Here is a 16,780-nt window from a genome sequence, read left to right as displayed (position 1 = left end):
TCATTGCCCTCCTGTCGCATACGTCATTACTTTTTCCTGTGTCGCCTCATCTTTCGTGAGCGTCCCGGTCACCACACCTTCTCGCATGACGACGATCCGATCGCTCATCCCGAGTACTTCCGGTAAATCAGAAGAGACCATGATGATGGCGACGCCTGATTCCGCGAGATCGCTCATGATATTGTAAATCTCTTTCTTAGCACCGACGTCGACGCCTCGGGTCGGTTCATCCAAAATCAAGACGTCCGGTTCGACACCTAACCATTTACCGAGCACAACCTTCTGTTGATTCCCACCAGACAGCGACTTCACTTTTTGTTCCATCGAATGATGTTTGACCCGCAATTTTTGTAAGTATGTCTCGGCGAACGTCTCCTCCTGTTGCTTCGAGATGACAGACCCTTTTGCTCGTTTATCGAGTGTCGGGAGCGACAGGTTTTCTCTTAGGGAGAAATCGAGGAGTAAGCCTTCCCCTTTTCGGTCCTCTGTCAAAAACGCGATGCCGTGCTTGATGGCGTCGGTCGGAGTTTTGATTCGAATCGGTTGCCCGTTCAGTTTGATGACTCCCCCTTTGTGGGTGTCTGCTCCGAATAAGGCACGCATCACCTCGGTCCGTCCCGCTCCCATCAATCCGGAAAACCCGATAATTTCTCCGGCACGGACGTTGAACGAGACGTTGTGGAACCGGTTACCGATTAAATCATCCACCTCGAGCACGACGTCCCCAAGTGTAGCGGTACGTGTCGGATAGCGTTCCCCAATCTCGCGACCGACCATATCGCGCACCGTTTCCTCAAATGAGGTGTCTTGAATCGTACGAGTCGAAATGGATTGTCCATCCCGAAGTACCGTGATTCGGTCGCATAAGTCAAAAATCTCTTCCATCCGGTGTGAGATATAGATGATGGACACGCCTTGATCTCGTAAGGCACGAGACACGGCGAAGAGCGCCTGGATTTCGCGATCCGTCAAGGCGGCTGTCGGTTCATCCATGACGATGACCTTCGCATCTGTCATGAGCGCCTTGGCAATCTCAATCATCTGTTGCTGACCGACCGATAAATTGCGTGCCACTTCATCGACATCCATGAAAACGTTCAATTCAGCCAAGTATTCTCGAGCACGTCTTGTCATCTCCTGCTGTTTGACCATCCCGAACGGTCCTGTCAGCTCTCGACCCAAAAATAAGTTTTCTGTCACCGTCATCTCCGGTAAGATATTGAGCTCCTGATGGATGAAAGCGATGCCTTCTTGCTCCGCTTCTTTTGGGTGTTTGAATTGACGTTTCGCGCCGTCGATGAGAATCTCACCTTCATCCTGCGCATGCAGACCGGTCATCACCTTCATCAATGTCGACTTTCCGGCCCCGTTCTCGCCCATAAGTGCATGAATTTCTCCAGGCAACAGTTCGAAATCGACTCCTTTTAAGACGGAGACTGGTCCGAACGACTTATGGATGCCTTTCAACTGAATATGCATCGAATCCCCCCTTAAAAAATGACCCCGGCGTGTAAGATGACGTTGGCGTAAGGTGTCGCTTCTCCAGTTCGAATGACCACTTTCGCTTTTGCGACCTCTCGTTTGAAATCTTCATGTGAACACATGTCGATGCTCGCGTATCGTTCTTTCAGTGAATCCGCTATCGTCGGGTTGTGTGTGAGGATTTCCTCGGCAATCGTGATGCGCTCGACGACCAAATCCGATTCGACGACATCGAGCACCTCAAGAAAGGAAGGATCGCCGATACGGAGACTGAGGTCGACCCGCTTGACCCCGTCTGGAATCGGTAACCCACAATCGGCGATGACGACGCGATCTGTATGCCCGAGGTCGGCAAAGACTTTTGCTAGATGACTGTTCAAAATTCCTTGTTTTTTCATCACACGCGCTCCAATCGTTGTTGTACGTCTTGCCGTGTCGGCATACCACCTTGTGCCCCAAAGCCTTCGACGCTCATGCCGGATGCGACCACGGCAAACCGTACGGCCGTCTCCAAATCATCTTGTTCGATGAGGGAGACAGCGAGCGCGCCGTTGAACGTGTCACCAGCTCCTGTTGTGTCGACGACGTTTGCTCGGATGGCTGGCACATGCCGCACGTCTCGTCCGTCGTGGAATCGAACACCATGGACGCCTTCCGTGACGAGTAACTTGTTCGGATAGCGTTTGAGAACATCATCTACGGATATTCCGTTGAATAAGTCACGGCACTCATGTTCGTTCGGCGTCAAGTATGTGACGTCTTCAATCACTTCTGGTGGAAGCGGCTGAGAAGGTGCCGGATTGAGCAGCACTGGGATTCCTTTCGCTTTACAGTAAGAGGTCACTTGCTTTACCGTCTCGATTGGAATTTCGAGTTGGAGGAGCACGAATGCCTGCTCGTCAAGAAGGTGTTCGAGTTCCTCATCTGTGAAAACGACTCGTTTGTTCGCCGATTGGACGACGACGATCGAATTATCTTCCTCAGCCAATACGATATGGGCCGTACCCGTCACTTCATCCGGTATGATTTGAACATGTGTGACATCCACATCGTGTCGTTTGAAGTTTTCAACCACCTGTTGTCCGAACGGATCACTTCCCACGCAACCGACCATCTGAACAGTGCCGCCTAATTTGGAAGCAGCGACTGCCTGGTTCGCACCTTTTCCCCCTGGAACGGTACGGAACGATTCACCGATAACCGTTTCTCCAGCTTGTGGACGTTTGTCGGACGTGACGACAAGGTCCATCGATATACTGCCAATGACAACAATGCGTTTCATTCTTTATCTCTCCTTCCGCTTTGTCGTGTGTCGTTCAAGTAACGTGACCGGTAACAGCATTTCTCTCGGTCGTGTGTCTTTCTTCTCAATCAAATCGAGCAATCGCTCGGTCGCGAGTCGTCCCATCTCATAGATTGGCTGGACGATGGTCGTCAGCGGCGGAGACGTCATCTCGCCTAATTCGATTCCGTCATATCCGATGACCTGTAGCTCTTCTGGGACACGAATGTCTCGACGGACTGCTTCCTGTAATACGGCGGCTGCAATCACATCGTTCGCTGCGAAAATGCCATCGAATGGCCAAGCATGGTCGAACAGCTCTTGGGACGCTTTCAATGCGTCTTTGAACGTGAACGTGGATTCGGTCATCCCGACGAGCTTCTCTCCCGCTACTTCGACAAATCCTTCGGTTCGGCGTTTGACCGTTTTGAGATGATCCGGTCCGGCAATGTGTGCTAGTCGTGTCGCACCACGTTGTAACAGCGTGTCGGCCGCCAACTTTCCACCCTCATATCCATCTGATACAACGGCGTCGATCCCCGCTTTTACGATTCGGTCTAGTGCGACCATCGGTAAATCCAACGTCTCATAATTCGGATTGTGCGAATGATTTGTTGTAATAATCAGGCCATCGACGTGCATCGTTTGCAAGGCGACTAAATACGTCTGTTCTTTTTCAAGTTGTTCATCCGTGTTACATAAGACGACTTGATACCCATGTTGATTGGCGACATCCTCAATCGCCCGAGCCAGCTGTGGAAAGAACGGGTTCGTGATATCTGGCATGATGAGTCCAATCAAGTTCGACGATTTTTTATAGAGCGAACGTGCGACTCGGTTCGGCGCGTAATTCAGTTCCGCAATCGCCTTTTCGACCGCTTCTTTCGCCTCTTCGCTCACATATCCGCTTTTATTCATGACGCGTGATACGGTCGCCACTGAGACGTTCGCATGTTTTGCTACTTGTTTGATGGTCGCCATTTGACATCCTCCGTTCTGGAAACGCTTACAAAACCATCTTAATGTGTAACCGGTTACATATCAAGAGATTTTTATGATTTCATGAAAAAACACATTGAAATCGTGCTTCAATGTGTAGAGAACGTGGGATTTAGTTGAACATAGACGAGACATTCTACCGTTCGTCCATCGAGCCGGGTCAATTCTTGTGTTTTCGTGAACGCATAAGTGAACCCACACTTCTCAACGACGCGTCGCGATTGGTCATTGAAGCTGAAATAGCCGCACCAAATCCGTTCTAGTCCTAACGCTTCAAATCCGAATCGAATCATCGCCTGAACGGCTTCTGGCACGTAACCATTTCCCCAAAAATCTGGACTGAGCACATAACCGATCTCACGCTGTGCATCATGTTGAATCGACGGGTCTGGTCTTCGGTCGTGTAACCCGATGCTACCGATCACTTGCCCGGTCTCTTTCAAGACGATAGCCCATACATCTGCTTCCTCGATAAACAGTTGAATGACGTCCCTTGTTTCTTCAATCGATTCATGAGGTGCCCAACCGGCCATCGGTCCGACTCGCTCATCTTTTGCATAATGATACATATCCTCTGCATCCTCTAGCGTAAATGCTCTTAAGACCAACCGTTCTGTCTCCATCTTGATCATATCAACCCATCCTTTTCCTTCAAGTTGTTTCCTCGACCGACCTAATGGGAAACGTTAGGCGAGGAGGAATGAACATGCCATTTGACTATGATTTAAATTTTGATGAAATCGACTTCCGAAAACAACCCGAACTGTACCGGGTCGGTCGTGGCGAACAAGGTGTGCTACTTGTCGAACCGTATAAAAGTGAAATTTTGCCTCATTGGCGATTCAAGACGCCCGAGATTGCGAAGCAATCTGCCGAAGAAATCATGGAATTGTTTGAAGCGTATCGCGCGAACGACGATTTCGTGGGGATGGACATGTCCCGAAAGTTCATCCAAATGGGTTACACACGAGCCCGACGCTATGCTAATTATAAAGGCGGTCGTAAATATAAAGAAGATGGTGACATCCATGAGCGCGAAATCGACGAAGAGAAGGCAGAGTCTGCCCGCATCTTCAAAACATATTGGGATCAACTTCGTGCCGATGAGGATTATTTGCGACGTAAAAAGGCACATCAGAAAAAATATGGTTAATCGCGTACCATCACTTGAAACGGAATCTCATTTCGCTCGAACGATGTGATCGTACGAAATCCAACCGTTTCGTATAGATGAATCGCTCGTTCGTTGAAGGAGGCGACGGTCAAGCGAAGCGGTTTTCTCCGTTCCATCGCTCTCTCCATGACGTATGTCACAAACGATTTTCCATATCCTTTCCCCGTCAAATCAGGTCGCATCCCCAATCCGATGTCCGTGAAATCTGACGAATATGGATATGTCGAATTGGGCACTTGAGCCGGGGAACCGATGCAATAAAATCCAATCAGCTCATGCTCCTCTACAATCGCCTGATACGTCATTAACTCGGCGACTCCCTCTTCAGAAGGCGGTTGATTATAAAAGTCATAAGGAGCTCCGTACGTCCATTCTTGAATTTGACCTGCCCATTCACGCGTCATCGGTCGGTGATGCATGCGTCTTCCCTCCGTATTCTTTTCTTACTTCCTATGTAAAAAAGATGAGGTCGCCCCCATCCTTATTTCCGAATCCATTCTGCCGTCATCGCTACGTCTGCTGCATGCATGAGATTGTGAATCGGACAACGTGCCTCGACAGCCTTTCTTAATGCTTCGATTCGCTCATCTGATTCGGTCGTATCCAATACGATTTTCATATGTGTCGACTCAAAGTAAGTTCGGACACCTTCCATCCCTTGGAATCCTCGAGGATCGAGCGTCCCTTCTGTCACGAACTCGACCCCTTCATACTCAAAGTTCAAATCCTGAGCGGCATAGGCAATCATAATGGTCGTACAGGACGACTGGGCACCGAGAAGATACTCGAGTGGATTCGGTCCCTTGTTCGTTCCACCGAGTCGTTCTGGCTCATCTACGATAAATGGAGTGTGCTCGCCTACACGCACAGTCGTCTTAACGCCTCCGGCTTCTCCCTCGGCGCGCATCGTCACTAACGGTCTTTCTGACATGTTGCATCCTCCTTTCCATAATCAAACACTTCTATTTTCCCTTTATTTAGGTCCATGTAACGCCTCGTCATAGATGGCATAATCATTTTTTCCGTCCTGCTTGATCTGATACATCGCCTGATCCGCTTTATGAATCAATGTGTCTAAATTTGTTCCTTGGTCGGGAGCATGACTGACCCCAATACTCGCCCGGATCGGAATCGACACATCGGACGTTTGGTACGGGTTTTGATTTAACGTCATCTGAAGTGTATGAATAAAGTCGCGCACTTCCGATTCCGTTAAATCCACCAAATAAATATAAAACTCATCCCCGCCAACACGAGAGGCCAAGCCAACGTCTCGTGTCGAAGCTTCCAACAATCCACCCAAATGAGTTAAGAAATGATCTCCAATCTGGTGACCGTACGTATCATTGACTGCTTTAAAACCGTCCAAATCAATAATCAATAACGACAGCATCGAGGAACTAAGCAACACCTGGTCTGCTCGTTCATAAAATGCACGTCGGTTGGCCAGCTTCGTCAGTGGGTCATGATAGGCAAAGAATCGGATTGTTTGCTCGGCCTCTTTGAACGAGTGGACATCCCGAATGATAATCATCCCGTGAATCGTGCGGTCGATATCGACAAAATCACCATCGATGACGACGTAAAGCTCTTGCCCAGACTTTGTCATAATCTTCGTTTCGAACTCTATAAACTTTTTACGTGTCCGAAAATGTTGGCTGTAGTGTTCCATCCACTCTGCTTTTTTCTTTTCTGGCAACAAATCGATAAACCGTTCATTCACGACACGGACAGTATGAAATAGCGTGCGCGCGGCCGGATTCGCACTTTCTACTTTTCCATCGGGGTCAATCAACAAGATGGCGGATGGATTTAAATTATAAAGTGTCCCATATCGTTTTACGTAAGAGGTTAAGAAGTCTAAACGATTCATCGCAATGACCAATGCTACCGCCCAAACAAGCCCCCCATACATGTATGAATAGGGTGGGATCAACCCACGAAATTGAAAGTAGCCGAATACAATATCCCATATTAGTACGGCATTCGCAGTCCAAAAAAGCATGCGCAATACGCGTTGGTGTTCTCTTCGTTCTGCACGTTTGAGGGCATAAAAAATGAGCCCGATGATCAAGATGTGAAAGATGTTACCGACGGTCAACGTAGTTAAATACGATGAATTGAACTCGGGATAAATCCATATCCCCACTTGCTCAAACTGTTGACTGTTGATGATGTTCTCTCGCCGGATATACGTTAATATGACGGGAATCAGAGGTAAGTACACGACCCAGGGATAGAGCCACTTCGGTGCCTTCGCGCCGACGCCTGTGATGCTCAATATGAAATGAACAGAGAAGATAAAAATGAAAATCCCGGCGTTCCCAAACCAATAGGCAATGAGTGCCGGACTATATTCAATCGGCGATAGATGGCGGACAAATTCAGCCAAGAAGAGCATCGAATAACCGAACACAAACAGGCTCAGCAAACGATGCTCGACTTTATTCGGATTTCGTTGAAAGACATCGAGTGCTAAAAAGCCGAGTAAAAATGACGGCAACAAATAGACCGCTAAATAAATGAACATCTCGGTCATGCGGAACCTCCTCACCTGTTCGTATTCTTCTATTTCGTTATCCTGCGTTCTTTTCCCTCTTTAACGCGACAAAAAACGGGATGGTTTTCTCATCCCGTTTTTGATGTCACACACTTATAGCGTTTCTTCGATTGGGGTATCCCCTTTGATCAAATCAATTGCTTTGTTCTGCACGTTTGAATGGTTATGAAGGACATGCACCAAGAATGATGCGACGTCTTCGCGTGGAATCTCTCCACTTCCCTCGAATTTCGTGTTCACTTTGCCCGTTCCCGCATCATCTGTCAATGCACCCGGACGAACAATCGTGTACGTGAGTCCACTCTGTTCGAGTAAACGATCTGCATGATGCTTCGCTACGTAGTACGGCTTCATCGAATCTGGCCAAGCTGAGCGATCCTCTGCTTTCAAGGCACTGACCATGACGAAGTGTTTGATGTTCCCGTTCGCTTGTGCTGCTTCGATACTCTTCGCTGCACCGTCTAGGTCGATCAAGAGTGTCTTGTCTGCTCCAGTACTTCCACCAGAACCTGCCGCGAATACGATAACATCCATTCCATCAATCGCTTTTTGCAAATCATCTACTGAACCTTCGAGGTCACCGAGTACCGCATTGTACCCTTTTGACTTAAAATCCTCGAGTTGTTCTTCTTTACGCACCATCGCCGTGACGTGATGCTTTCCTTCCTTGTGTAACTTCTCCACCAATTGATGGCCAATTTGACCGTTTGCACCGATTACAAATACGTTCATCTGTCTTCCTCCTCAAAAATGAATTCAGAGACAAGCGAAACGCCGGGTAGCCGTTGCTACATCCGGTGCAGAAGCAATGGCAGAAATGACGGCAACGCCGTCTGCCCCGTCACGAATGATTGAAGGCACATGCTCTGGACGAATACCTCCGATCCCCACAATCGGAAGCAGTGGATAGTGATGGCGAACTTGTTGAATCAGTTCCGTGCCACGCACATGTCCTGCATCCAGTTTACTTTGCGTCTCATGAATCGGACCAATGCCGACATAATCTGCAAATGGAAGAGCCGTTCTGACTTCCTCCATCGTATGGACAGACACCCCCAACCATTTATCTGGTCCTAGCCGTTCTCGAACCTGTTTGGCAGGTAAGTCGTCTTGTCCGACGTGAATGCCATCCGCGTCAATCGCGAGCGCCAAGTCGACGTCGTCATTGATGATGAACGGAACACCCGTTTCTCGACACAGACGTTGGAGCGTCCTTGCCATCGCTTCTTTTTTATCTCCATACAATGCATCTTTACCTTTTTCGCGAAATTGAAAACATGTCACACCACATCGAAGTGCCGTTTTGACGGTCGCCACCAAATCGGACGCGTCCGTCGTTCCACACACAAAATAAAGGCGAAGCTGCTTAGCGAGCGCTTGTTTCGTACAGAACGTCAACGGTAATCACCTCTTCTTTCGCTAAACGATGTCCCCAATGATTCGTCGGTCCATGCCCCTGTCCAATCGATAATCCATGTGCAATCGCCTGATGAATAAACTGCTTCGCATCTACGACGGCTTGGCGTAGTGTCTTCCCATACGCTAGTTCGGCCGTCAATGCGGCAGAGAACGTACATCCCGTCCCGTGCGTATCTTTCGTTTGGATTCGAGGTGCTTTTACACAGAACGTTTCAGTCTCGCTCATAATCAAATCAACGGCTTCCAAATCATCCGTATGCCCACCTTTGATAATGACGGTATCGACACCAAGTGCTCGAATCGCCTGTGCGGCTTTCATACGGTCTGCCTCGGTTCGAATTTCCATTCCTGCCAGCACTTCTGCTTCAGGAATATTCGGGGTCACGATGGTCGCCTGTGGTAGCAGCTTCGTGCGCAGTGCTTCGACTGCACTAACTTGCAACAAGGAAGCGCCACCTTTCGCCACCATGACCGGATCGACGACGACATGTTGGAAACGATGACGTTCAAGTGCTACGGCTACCGCTTCAATCCGCTCCGCATCCACCAACATCCCGGTTTTACAGGCGGTGATGTTAAGATCATCCACTACCGCATCAATTTGTTGGATGATCATTTCCGTGGAAATCGCCTCGATTCCATGAACCCCAAGTGTGTTTTGGGCGGTAATCGCAGTCAACACACTCGTCCCGAACACACCGAGCTCTTGAAACGTTTTTAGATCGGCTTGAATCCCAGCTCCGCCCCCTGAATCAGATCCTGCAATCGTCAATACTTGCGGTCTCATGATGTCGACACCTCGATTCGATTCGTCGGGATGGTATATTGCGTCAATTGATGGAGTGCATTTAAAAAGTGAATCGGGAAGTCTCCCGGCCCTTCTGCCCGTTCACTCGCTAGCTCCCCACAATAGGCGTAGCCTGACATGGCGGTCACCGTCGCTTTAAGGGCATTCTTTTCGACTGCTAAGCAAGCCCCGACCACCGCACTCAGTAAACACCCTGTACCAGTCGTCTCAGTCATCCGTTTCGTCCCACCGCGGACTTCCATGACGACATGTCCGTCACTGACCATATCTTCTTTTCCAGTCACGGCCACGACACATCCGTATCGTTTCGCTGCTTCAAGCGCCAATTGTCTCGGCTCGCATGCACCGTCACCCGCATCGACACCACGAGCCGCCCAATCGACACCAATCAATGTCGCAATCTCTCCTGCATTCCCTCGAATGACCGACACACGAACGTGACGCATAATGCGTTCGACCACATCTCGACGAAATGACGTCGCTCCGACTCCGACTGGATCGAGGACAATGGGACATCCGGCTTCATTCGCCGCCTGCCCTGCACGAATCATCGTCGCTTCGGTCATTGTTCCAAGTGTCCCGATATTTAACACGAGCGCATCGCTCACGAATGTCATCTCCGCTACTTCTTCAATCGCGTCTGCCATCACTGGAGAGGCGCCGATGGCGAGCAGTCCATTCGCTGAAAAATTCGCCACAACCGTGTTCGTGATGTTGTGAATCAACGGAGCCTGCTGTCGAATCTCATTCCAAATCTCATGTCTCATTGGTTGACCTCCTGCGACAATGACCACGACTCAAGCGTCCAAGCCATTTCCCAAAAAGCGACTTCGTAATAGCAACTCTTCAAGAACAGTTTCGTATAACGTACACGTTCCTCTTCCGTCGCTTGACCAGCCAGTTCATCCAACCGATCGATTTGCTCTTCCACCAGTTCGCGGAACCATTCAGAGCCGTATGTCGCAATCCAGGCCGAATAAATCGGATGGTCCGGACGCTTGTCTTTCAGACGTTCACCAATCTCGTAATACACCCAGTAGCATGGAAGAATCGATGCCAGCACGTCCCCGAGTGTCGGTCCTGCCTGTTGCATATGGAGCGCATACGCATAAGCGGTCGGTGCCGGTTCAAAGGTCGCCAATTCGACATCCGTCACGTCGAGCATCGTAAAGAACTCTCGATGAAGGGAGAGTTCCGCCTCAATCGTGTGTAGCGCATGCGTCAAAAAGCGGCTCGATAGTTCCATCGTCGGAGCGAGGGTTGCCCCTTTGGCCTGCACTTTTGAAAACTGATTCAAATAGTATGAGTCTTGCATGACGTAATGTCTGAATTTCTTCTCATCGAGCGTCCCTTCTCCAAGTGAACGAACAAATGGGTGATGAAAGCTTGCCTCAAACAATCCATCCGCCTCTTGACGTAAGTGATCTGTAAATTTCATACTAACTCCCCCTTATAAACTGATAAAAAGACGCCGCCTCCCATAACGGAAGCGGCGTCTCGAACAGTCATATCTAGGTAAAAGCCATATGAGTCGTCTCGCCCACTTCCCTACGCTAGCGTGAACTAGATCAGGTTCGAAGGGTCTGGACCATGTCCATCTCAGCCGCGTGACGCGACTCCCCTAGTGGCAAACATTATGAAATTCAGTCGTCTTCGACCACATTCTATCAATCTTTTCATCAATTGCAAACCTTTTCTGATTCCGTTTCCTATTCTTCGTTACGGGAATGGGTAAGTGACTCTGTTCGTACTGAAAAGGATGTGTAGAGATTGAATACCATTTTATTGACGATTGCCTTACTGTTCATCAGTTTGAACGTATTTTGGTTTTTCAAACGTCGAACGTACAAGCAAACAGGATTTGATGGAAGATTGTTCACTCAGTTGTTCGTCAGCCTATTCGGTGTCATGTTAGGATTCACATTGATTTATTATGCACTGTCTCGTGATTCAGTCATTCTCGTGACTTCACTCGAATCCATGAATGCCGTCGAACCGACTTGGGAAAACCTCCTGTATTTCAGCGGGGTCACTTTACTGTCCATCGGATTTGGTGATTTGTTACCGGTCGGTTTAACCCGATTATTCGCTATCATCGAAGGCGCCATCGGTATTTTGTTACCGAGTGCCTTCTTCATCAAATCGATTTATCAAAAAGACAAGTGAAAATCTTCCTATCGTCCCGTGATGAGTAAAAACATATTAAATGCCACGAGACCAAGGGGAAGCATCGCAACCAAAATAATCGGCCATTTCTTTAAACGAATGCCGACAAAGAGGACCAGACTCCCAACAAGTAGGGCAATAAATGTCGTGTATGGATTCATGAAAAAACGCTCCTTTCTCTATAAGGAGCGTTTCCCGGCTCTCGCCGTCATTAATCGTTTGAATGTCGAAGTGTTGCACATGCGGCACGAACGCGTCTCGCTTCCTCTTCTCGAAACACGAAATCTCCTTGTTCGGCGACACGTTGTGCACAAAAAAAGAAGAGCGACTGCAACCGATCATGCGTGTCTTCGATGGCACTCAGCTCAGCGGAAGCGTATGTCGCCGTGAGCATCTCCCATAACTCTTCTGGCAAGTGGTCGCGGATCCCGTCACCAGACTTTCCGAGATTCACGGAGAAGTCCGTCGCATAGCCGATGTTCCATTCCATCATCTGCCGGAGCATGTTCCGCATGATATCGAGGTGGTCGAGCGCGTATAACACCTGGTGTCGCTTGATTCCTTTGACAACATAAAGTGACACCCACCAAAACTCATTCCAACATGCCGAATACTCGTCAGCAGACGGACGTTTCACACGATACGACATGTCTGACGGCGTTACGACCGGATGATGATCTCGGTCAAAGATTATTTGACTGAGCGAGTCGGCTTCAAGCATGGTTTCAAGTTGATCCACACTTCGAATCGTCAAATCAATCCGATGTCCGTCCACATATTGCACTAAAAACGTTATATGTCGTTCGGGATCAGTCGTTTCAGGTGTCTGCATGATCAAGACCTCTCCACATGTGTCAATCCATGAGCGATCGGCCGCAACCGCTCGGACGTCTTCCACATAAAAGGCAAGGTCGACATCCTGGTACGGGTCTGGTCGGATGTTCGGATTGACGAGTGAGCCGTTCAAGACGACCGTTCGAATGTGCTCACGTTCTTTTGCGAACGCAATCAACTGTTCAATGATTTGTTCTGGTTTCATTCTACAATCGCCCCCAATGAGCGCGCGACTTGAATCGCCTGCATCGCGTCTAGTTTTGTTTGTTGTAACGTCACGTTCGAAAAATCAACCCCATCGACGATTGCTCCTTTGAAGTCGGCACCACGGCACACCGCATGTTGGAGTGTCGCACGGGTCAAATCGGCCTGATGCCAAATGGTTTCGGTCAAATCGGCACCGTACAGGTCCGCCTCAACCAATCGTACGTGGGACCAATCCATTTTTTTGAGCGACACGTGACGAAGGTTGACGAACGACCAGTCCCCCTCTGTTACAAGGACGCCTTCAAACTGACTTTCTTCAAAAGATGACCCGGTCATTTTACATTGTTCAAACTCACTCGTGAACAAGTTGGCACCATGAAACTGACAGTTCAAAAATGAACTCCCGACATGACGGGATGCATTCCATTTCGAATCCGTGAAATCACAGTTGATGAACTGACAGCGCTCCGTCTGTAGTTCCGTCGCATCGACGTATGTGAAGCGACAGTTCTCGAACGTGATGTGTGACAGTTCTTCGTCACGGAGTGTCACGTCACGGAAATCTTCATCTCGATATTGCGTATGTGGTTGAAACATATGATCCCTCCTTCAGGTATACTAGAACAGATTACAATGATTGGAAGTGATATAGATGGATCTCGTATTTCCTACTGAACACGGCGTTTTCAATTACCGCGTTGCCGGTATTTTTGTGAAAGACGGTCACGTATTGATTCACCGAAACGTCCGGGATGACTTTTGGGCATTACCCGGCGGTCGCGTCACGCTCGGTGAAGAGGCTGCCATGGCTCTCGCACGCGAGTTACATGAAGAATTGAACATGCGTGTGACAGATACCTCATTCGCCTTCGTGCACGAGAACTTGTTTACCTATAATGACCAGCCGTTTCATGAGATTGGACTATACTTTTATGTAAATGGTGACCTCCCGCTCCAAGACGGAGACTTCTATGGACCCGAAGGAGATCACCTGATTTATCGTTGGCAAAAGCTTGACCGTCTTCAAGACGTCACGCTCTATCCGGAAGTACTTGCTCAACTACCAAATCGCTTGCCAGCTCATTCACTCAATCCAGCTTGAACTTAGAGTAGCGATTTCAACTCGTTTAAATGTCGAATCTCATACGTTGACTCGATCGTCGCGGCCACTTCGTTTGGATTGAACCAGCAAGTATCCAAACCATACATCCGCCCACCGGCGATGTCTGCCGTGACTGAGTCGCCGATGATTAAGCCCTTCTCTGGCTCTACATTCGGGATTCGGTCGAAGACGTAGTCAAAGAACGGTTTCATCGGTTTTTGCGAGCCGGTCGCATCCGATACGAAGACGTCTTGGAAGTACGGCAATAGTCCCGATGACTCTAGCCGTTTGAATTGCGTCTCTGTCACACCGTTTGTGACGATATAGAGTGGATAGTGCGCGCTCAGCGTTTGGACAATCTCTAACGCGCCTTCAATCATGTGTACGCCTGCATGTAAGTAGTCCCGATACTGCTGTTCGACCTGCGGACCGTCCACCGTGAGTCCGAGCGAATCAAACAGTTTCGTGTGACGACCGATGAGTACTTCTTCACGATCTACTTCGCCACGCTCAAATGCGCGCCATAGACCCGTGTTGATGTCGACATAACGCGACTTCACCTCATCCGTCATCCGCACGTTGTAGGATGCAAGTAACTGTCCCAAGGCGACATGTTCACTTTGTTTAAAATCTAGTAGCGTGTCATCAATATCAAATAAAATCGCTTCATAACGTTTCATATTTCTTTCTAACCCCTCTCTTCGTCTAACTGTACAGGAAGTAGAAACGAACATCAAAAAAGGGAGATATGACGTATCCCCCTCTCAATGTCTATTAGATGACTGGTTTGATTTTTGAGCTCCATAATTAATCAATATCACGAGTACCCCAATCAATATCACGACCGACCACATATGAACAATCCCCATAAGATTTAACGGCTTGAAGAAGTATCTCCAATCGTTCTCAAACAAGTAGGCCAAATAAACCGACACACCATACGATCCAAGCAAGGAAGCTAATACAAAGCGTATTCGTAAATGTCTCAAAGATTGCTTCGTTACCCACCAAATGATCACCGGTACAATCAAATATCCAAATGGAAAACCCCATACATAATCCATTGCCGCCACAAAAAATGCCCAAGGCACGAAGAGGAATAAACTCACACAGCAAGTTTTCATCGTCTGCTCCTAAACTTGTTGAATTTACTTGATTCAAGTTTACCAAATCCAATACATTGATATGTTTATTTTTCTAAAACAAGTGAATACTTCTTATGGTGAAGAAAAAACAAAGGAGTGTTCAAATATGCATACAGATTTTACGAACATGTACATCAATGGTGAGTGGGTAAATGGATCAAGTGAAAAGTCGATCGACAACGTCAATCCGTTCTCGAACGAGACGCTCTTCTCGATTCAATCAGCGGATGAAGAGGACTTGAATCGTGCTTATGAAGCAGCCAAAGCGTCTCAGACGGACTGGGCCGACATGCTTCCACAAGCACGACGTGAGTTGATTGAGAAGTTTGCCCAGCTGACGATGGACAACAAAGACTTTATCGTCGACTGGCTCGTGAAAGAGTCCGGTAGTACACGTATCAAAGCAGAGAGTGAGTTCGCCGCATCAATGGCCATCATCAAAGAAGCCGCGACGTTCCCTTTCCGTATGGACGGGCTCATCAAACCTTCGATTGTTCCGAATAAAGAGAACCGGGTATATCGCAAACCACTTGGGGTCATCGGCATCATCAGCCCATGGAACTTCCCATTCCACTTGGCTGTCCGTTCAATCGTGACAGCTCTTGCAACCGGGAATACGGTCGTCGTCAAACCGGCCACGGCGACACCGGTCACAGGTGGTCTCCTATTCGCATCCCTCTTCGAAGAAGCAGGACTTCCGAAAGGTGTGCTCAACGTTGTCGTCGGACGAGGGTCTGAAATCGGGGACGCCATCGTCGAACACCCAATCCCACGTCTCATCTCGTTCACAGGTTCGACTGAGGTTGGTCAAGGGATTGCAGAAAAGGCAGGTCGTTTGTTGAAGAAAACAGCACTTGAACTCGGGGGAAATAACGTGTTCGTCGTGCTCGATGATGCCGACCTTGACCGTGCCGTCGAATCAGCCGTCTACAGCAAGTTCTTCCACCAAGGACAAATCTGTATGTCGACGAACCGAATCCTCGTCGCCGAATCGATTCATGACGAGTTCGTGGATCGTTATGTCGAGCGCGTTAAACAGTTGAAAGCGGGTGACCCGAATGAAAAAGATACGCAAGTCGGCCCGCTCATCGACCACGATCAAGTCGATCGCATCTTAGACCAAATCGAGAAAACGGTTGATGCCGGTGCGACCGTTCATACTGGCGGGACAGCGGACGGCAACGTCCTCGAACCGACCGTCCTCAGTGGCGTCACGAATGACATGCCGCTCGCGAAAAACGAAATATTCGGTCCTGTCGCGGTCATCCTTTCGTTTAAAGATGACGAAGAGGCTGTTCGTCTTTCGAACGAATTACCGTACGGATTGAGCGGTGCCGTTCATGGCTCGGTTTACCGTGCAACCAATTTTGCACGAAAAGTCGAAACTGGCATGATTCACGTCAACGATCAGTCGGTCAACGATGAACCGCACATGCCGTTCGGGGGCGAGAAAAACTCTGGTCTCGGACGCTTCAACGGTGAATGGGTACTCGAAGAGTTCACGACGCTTCAATGGGTGTCCGTCATGCATGAACGTCGCGAGTACAAACCGTTCTTCTCTTAATACAATCAATAAAAACCAGGCTTGTCGGCCTGGTTTTT

General features: G+C 48.7%; 22 protein-coding genes and 1 riboswitch. Of the genes, 4 read left to right on the top strand and 18 right to left on the bottom strand.

The genetic code is table 11. From position 1 onward, the window contains the following. The 5 genes from KD909_RS01310 to KD909_RS01290 all read right to left on the bottom strand — a co-directional run bounded on the left by KD909_RS01310 (position 1) and on the right by KD909_RS01290 (position 4,395). Positions 1–1,479 (bottom strand): sugar ABC transporter ATP-binding protein, encoded by a 1,479-nt coding sequence (locus tag KD909_RS01310; RefSeq protein ID WP_211782119.1) that lies wholly within the window; start codon positions 1,477–1,479, stop codon positions 1–3. An 11-nt stretch (positions 1,480–1,490) separates the two neighbouring features. Then, positions 1,491–1,880, bottom strand: a complete 390-nt coding sequence (gene rbsD / locus KD909_RS01305) for a D-ribose pyranase (RefSeq protein WP_078147800.1) — start codon at positions 1,878–1,880, stop codon at positions 1,491–1,493. Beyond that, positions 1,880–2,764, bottom strand: coding sequence for a ribokinase (rbsK, locus tag KD909_RS01300; protein ID WP_211782118.1), 885 nt, complete (start codon positions 2,762–2,764; stop codon positions 1,880–1,882). The genes rbsD and rbsK overlap by 1 nt, the downstream gene beginning before the upstream one ends. Before the next feature lie 3 nt (positions 2,765–2,767). Then, entirely contained in the window at positions 2,768–3,745 is a 978-nt protein-coding gene (locus KD909_RS01295; protein WP_211782117.1) for a LacI family DNA-binding transcriptional regulator, read from the bottom strand. Between the two features lie 107 nt (positions 3,746–3,852). Continuing rightward, complete coding sequence (locus KD909_RS01290; RefSeq protein ID WP_211782116.1) at positions 3,853–4,395, bottom strand: GNAT family N-acetyltransferase; 543 nt, start codon at positions 4,393–4,395, stop codon at positions 3,853–3,855. 74 nt (positions 4,396–4,469) lie between these two features. Between KD909_RS01290 and KD909_RS01285 the strand changes: the two genes are divergently transcribed. Continuing rightward, positions 4,470–4,916, top strand: coding sequence for a DUF4385 domain-containing protein (locus KD909_RS01285; RefSeq protein ID WP_211782115.1), 447 nt, complete (start codon positions 4,470–4,472; stop codon positions 4,914–4,916). On the opposite strand, the gene KD909_RS01280 is transcribed toward KD909_RS01285, so the two are convergent. The 8 genes from KD909_RS01280 to tenA all read right to left on the bottom strand — a co-directional run bounded on the left by KD909_RS01280 (position 4,913) and on the right by tenA (position 11,162). Beyond that, positions 4,913–5,356 carry a GNAT family N-acetyltransferase gene (locus KD909_RS01280; RefSeq protein ID WP_012727568.1) on the bottom strand — a complete coding sequence of 148 codons (444 nt, stop codon included), beginning with the start codon at positions 5,354–5,356 and terminating at the stop codon, positions 4,913–4,915. The two genes, KD909_RS01285 and KD909_RS01280, sit on opposite strands and share 4 nt — an antisense overlap. 62 nt (positions 5,357–5,418) lie before the next feature. Beyond that, positions 5,419–5,868, bottom strand: a complete 450-nt coding sequence (locus KD909_RS01275) for an OsmC family protein (protein WP_211782114.1) — start codon at positions 5,866–5,868, stop codon at positions 5,419–5,421. 42 nt (positions 5,869–5,910) lie between these two features. After that, positions 5,911–7,476 carry a GGDEF domain-containing protein gene (locus KD909_RS01270; protein ID WP_211782113.1) on the bottom strand — a complete coding sequence of 522 codons (1,566 nt, stop codon included), beginning with the start codon at positions 7,474–7,476 and terminating at the stop codon, positions 5,911–5,913. A gap of 114 nt (positions 7,477–7,590) precedes the next feature. Continuing rightward, positions 7,591–8,229 (bottom strand): SDR family oxidoreductase, encoded by a 639-nt coding sequence (locus tag KD909_RS01265; RefSeq protein ID WP_078147808.1) that lies wholly within the window; start codon positions 8,227–8,229, stop codon positions 7,591–7,593. Positions 8,230–8,253: 24 nt separating this feature from the next. Further along, positions 8,254–8,895, bottom strand: coding sequence for a thiamine phosphate synthase (gene thiE / locus KD909_RS01260; RefSeq protein WP_074035455.1), 642 nt, complete (start codon positions 8,893–8,895; stop codon positions 8,254–8,256). Continuing rightward, the gene (gene thiD, locus KD909_RS01255) at positions 8,864–9,703 is read right to left on the bottom strand and encodes a bifunctional hydroxymethylpyrimidine kinase/phosphomethylpyrimidine kinase (RefSeq protein WP_211782112.1); all 840 of its coding nucleotides are present in this window, start codon (positions 9,701–9,703) and stop codon (positions 8,864–8,866) included. Before thiD ends, thiE begins: the two co-directional genes overlap by 32 nt. Then, positions 9,700–10,491: a hydroxyethylthiazole kinase gene (gene thiM, locus KD909_RS01250; RefSeq protein ID WP_012727574.1), complete on the bottom strand. Its 792-nt coding sequence runs from the start codon at positions 10,489–10,491 to the stop codon at positions 9,700–9,702. The genes thiD and thiM overlap by 4 nt, the downstream gene beginning before the upstream one ends. Beyond that, positions 10,488–11,162 carry a thiaminase II gene (gene tenA / locus KD909_RS01245; protein ID WP_211782111.1) on the bottom strand — a complete coding sequence of 225 codons (675 nt, stop codon included), beginning with the start codon at positions 11,160–11,162 and terminating at the stop codon, positions 10,488–10,490. The genes thiM and tenA overlap by 4 nt, the downstream gene beginning before the upstream one ends. 90 nt (positions 11,163–11,252) lie before the next feature. Beyond that, a riboswitch (TPP riboswitch) is annotated at positions 11,253–11,357 on the bottom strand. 137 nt (positions 11,358–11,494) lie between these two features. Between tenA and KD909_RS01240 the strand changes: the two genes are divergently transcribed. After that, on the top strand, positions 11,495–11,890 hold the full coding sequence (locus KD909_RS01240) for an ion channel (protein WP_159563097.1): 396 nt from the start codon (positions 11,495–11,497) through the stop codon (positions 11,888–11,890). An 8-nt stretch (positions 11,891–11,898) separates the two neighbouring features. On the opposite strand, the gene KD909_RS01235 is transcribed toward KD909_RS01240, so the two are convergent. Genes KD909_RS01235 through KD909_RS01225 form a run of 3 tightly spaced genes read right to left on the bottom strand, consistent with a single transcriptional unit; the run spans position 11,899 to position 13,528 of the window. After that, positions 11,899–12,051, bottom strand: a complete 153-nt coding sequence (locus tag KD909_RS01235; RefSeq protein WP_012727577.1) for a hypothetical protein — start codon at positions 12,049–12,051, stop codon at positions 11,899–11,901. Positions 12,052–12,101: 50 nt separating this feature from the next. Further along, positions 12,102–12,929, bottom strand: coding sequence for an aminoglycoside 6-adenylyltransferase (locus tag KD909_RS01230; protein ID WP_211782110.1), 828 nt, complete (start codon positions 12,927–12,929; stop codon positions 12,102–12,104). Then, positions 12,926–13,528, bottom strand: coding sequence for a pentapeptide repeat-containing protein (locus KD909_RS01225; RefSeq protein ID WP_211782109.1), 603 nt, complete (start codon positions 13,526–13,528; stop codon positions 12,926–12,928). Before KD909_RS01225 ends, KD909_RS01230 begins: the two co-directional genes overlap by 4 nt. 55 nt (positions 13,529–13,583) lie before the next feature. On the opposite strand from KD909_RS01225, the gene KD909_RS01220 reads away from it, so the two are divergent. After that, complete coding sequence (locus KD909_RS01220) at positions 13,584–14,033, top strand: NUDIX hydrolase (protein WP_047794756.1); 450 nt, start codon at positions 13,584–13,586, stop codon at positions 14,031–14,033. A 2-nt stretch (positions 14,034–14,035) separates the two neighbouring features. Here the strand turns inward: KD909_RS01220 and KD909_RS01215 are convergent, their stop codons facing one another. Next, complete coding sequence (locus tag KD909_RS01215; RefSeq protein ID WP_211782108.1) at positions 14,036–14,713, bottom strand: YjjG family noncanonical pyrimidine nucleotidase; 678 nt, start codon at positions 14,711–14,713, stop codon at positions 14,036–14,038. A gap of 226 nt (positions 14,714–14,939) precedes the next feature. Next, complete coding sequence (locus KD909_RS01210) at positions 14,940–15,194, bottom strand: hypothetical protein (RefSeq protein WP_211782107.1); 255 nt, start codon at positions 15,192–15,194, stop codon at positions 14,940–14,942. A gap of 90 nt (positions 15,195–15,284) precedes the next feature. Between KD909_RS01210 and KD909_RS01205 the strand changes: the two genes are divergently transcribed. Beyond that, the gene (locus tag KD909_RS01205; RefSeq protein ID WP_211782106.1) at positions 15,285–16,742 is read left to right on the top strand and encodes an aldehyde dehydrogenase family protein; all 1,458 of its coding nucleotides are present in this window, start codon (positions 15,285–15,287) and stop codon (positions 16,740–16,742) included. Positions 16,743–16,780 lie beyond the last annotated feature (38 nt).

It is taken from the genome of Exiguobacterium sp. PFWT01, assembly GCF_018255795.1.
In the GTDB taxonomy this organism is placed as follows: Bacteria; Bacillota; Bacilli; order Exiguobacteriales; family Exiguobacteriaceae; genus Exiguobacterium.
Note: the sequence above shows the minus strand (reverse complement) of the source record. Positions and strands in the feature narration are given on the sequence as shown.

What these genes read in the sequence shown, in the direction of transcription:
- KD909_RS01310 (WP_211782119.1), bottom strand. Translation starts at nt 1,479, where the DNA reads ATGCATATTCAGTTGAAAGGCATCCATAAGTCGTTCGGACCAGTCTCC.
- rbsD (WP_078147800.1), bottom strand. Translation starts at nt 1,880, where the DNA reads ATGAAAAAACAAGGAATTTTGAACAGTCATCTAGCAAAAGTCTTTGCC.
- rbsK (WP_211782118.1), bottom strand. Translation starts at nt 2,764, where the DNA reads ATGAAACGCATTGTTGTCATTGGCAGTATATCGATGGACCTTGTCGTC.
- KD909_RS01295 (WP_211782117.1), bottom strand. Translation starts at nt 3,745, where the DNA reads ATGGCGACCATCAAACAAGTAGCAAAACATGCGAACGTCTCAGTGGCG.
- KD909_RS01290 (WP_211782116.1), bottom strand. Translation starts at nt 4,395, where the DNA reads ATGATCAAGATGGAGACAGAACGGTTGGTCTTAAGAGCATTTACGCTA.
- KD909_RS01285 (WP_211782115.1), top strand. Translation starts at nt 4,470, where the DNA reads ATGCCATTTGACTATGATTTAAATTTTGATGAAATCGACTTCCGAAAA.
- KD909_RS01280 (WP_012727568.1), bottom strand. Translation starts at nt 5,356, where the DNA reads ATGCATCACCGACCGATGACGCGTGAATGGGCAGGTCAAATTCAAGAA.
- KD909_RS01275 (WP_211782114.1), bottom strand. Translation starts at nt 5,868, where the DNA reads ATGTCAGAAAGACCGTTAGTGACGATGCGCGCCGAGGGAGAAGCCGGA.
- KD909_RS01270 (WP_211782113.1), bottom strand. Translation starts at nt 7,476, where the DNA reads ATGACCGAGATGTTCATTTATTTAGCGGTCTATTTGTTGCCGTCATTT.
- KD909_RS01265 (WP_078147808.1), bottom strand. Translation starts at nt 8,229, where the DNA reads ATGAACGTATTTGTAATCGGTGCAAACGGTCAAATTGGCCATCAATTG.
- thiD (WP_211782112.1), bottom strand. Translation starts at nt 9,703, where the DNA reads ATGAGACCGCAAGTATTGACGATTGCAGGATCTGATTCAGGGGGCGGA.
- thiM (WP_012727574.1), bottom strand. Translation starts at nt 10,491, where the DNA reads ATGAGACATGAGATTTGGAATGAGATTCGACAGCAGGCTCCGTTGATT.
- tenA (WP_211782111.1), bottom strand. Translation starts at nt 11,162, where the DNA reads ATGAAATTTACAGATCACTTACGTCAAGAGGCGGATGGATTGTTTGAG.
- KD909_RS01235 (WP_012727577.1), bottom strand. Translation starts at nt 12,051, where the DNA reads ATGAATCCATACACGACATTTATTGCCCTACTTGTTGGGAGTCTGGTC.
- KD909_RS01230 (WP_211782110.1), bottom strand. Translation starts at nt 12,929, where the DNA reads ATGAAACCAGAACAAATCATTGAACAGTTGATTGCGTTCGCAAAAGAA.
- KD909_RS01225 (WP_211782109.1), bottom strand. Translation starts at nt 13,528, where the DNA reads ATGTTTCAACCACATACGCAATATCGAGATGAAGATTTCCGTGACGTG.
- KD909_RS01220 (WP_047794756.1), top strand. Translation starts at nt 13,584, where the DNA reads ATGGATCTCGTATTTCCTACTGAACACGGCGTTTTCAATTACCGCGTT.
- KD909_RS01215 (WP_211782108.1), bottom strand. Translation starts at nt 14,713, where the DNA reads ATGAAACGTTATGAAGCGATTTTATTTGATATTGATGACACGCTACTA.
- KD909_RS01205 (WP_211782106.1), top strand. Translation starts at nt 15,285, where the DNA reads ATGCATACAGATTTTACGAACATGTACATCAATGGTGAGTGGGTAAAT.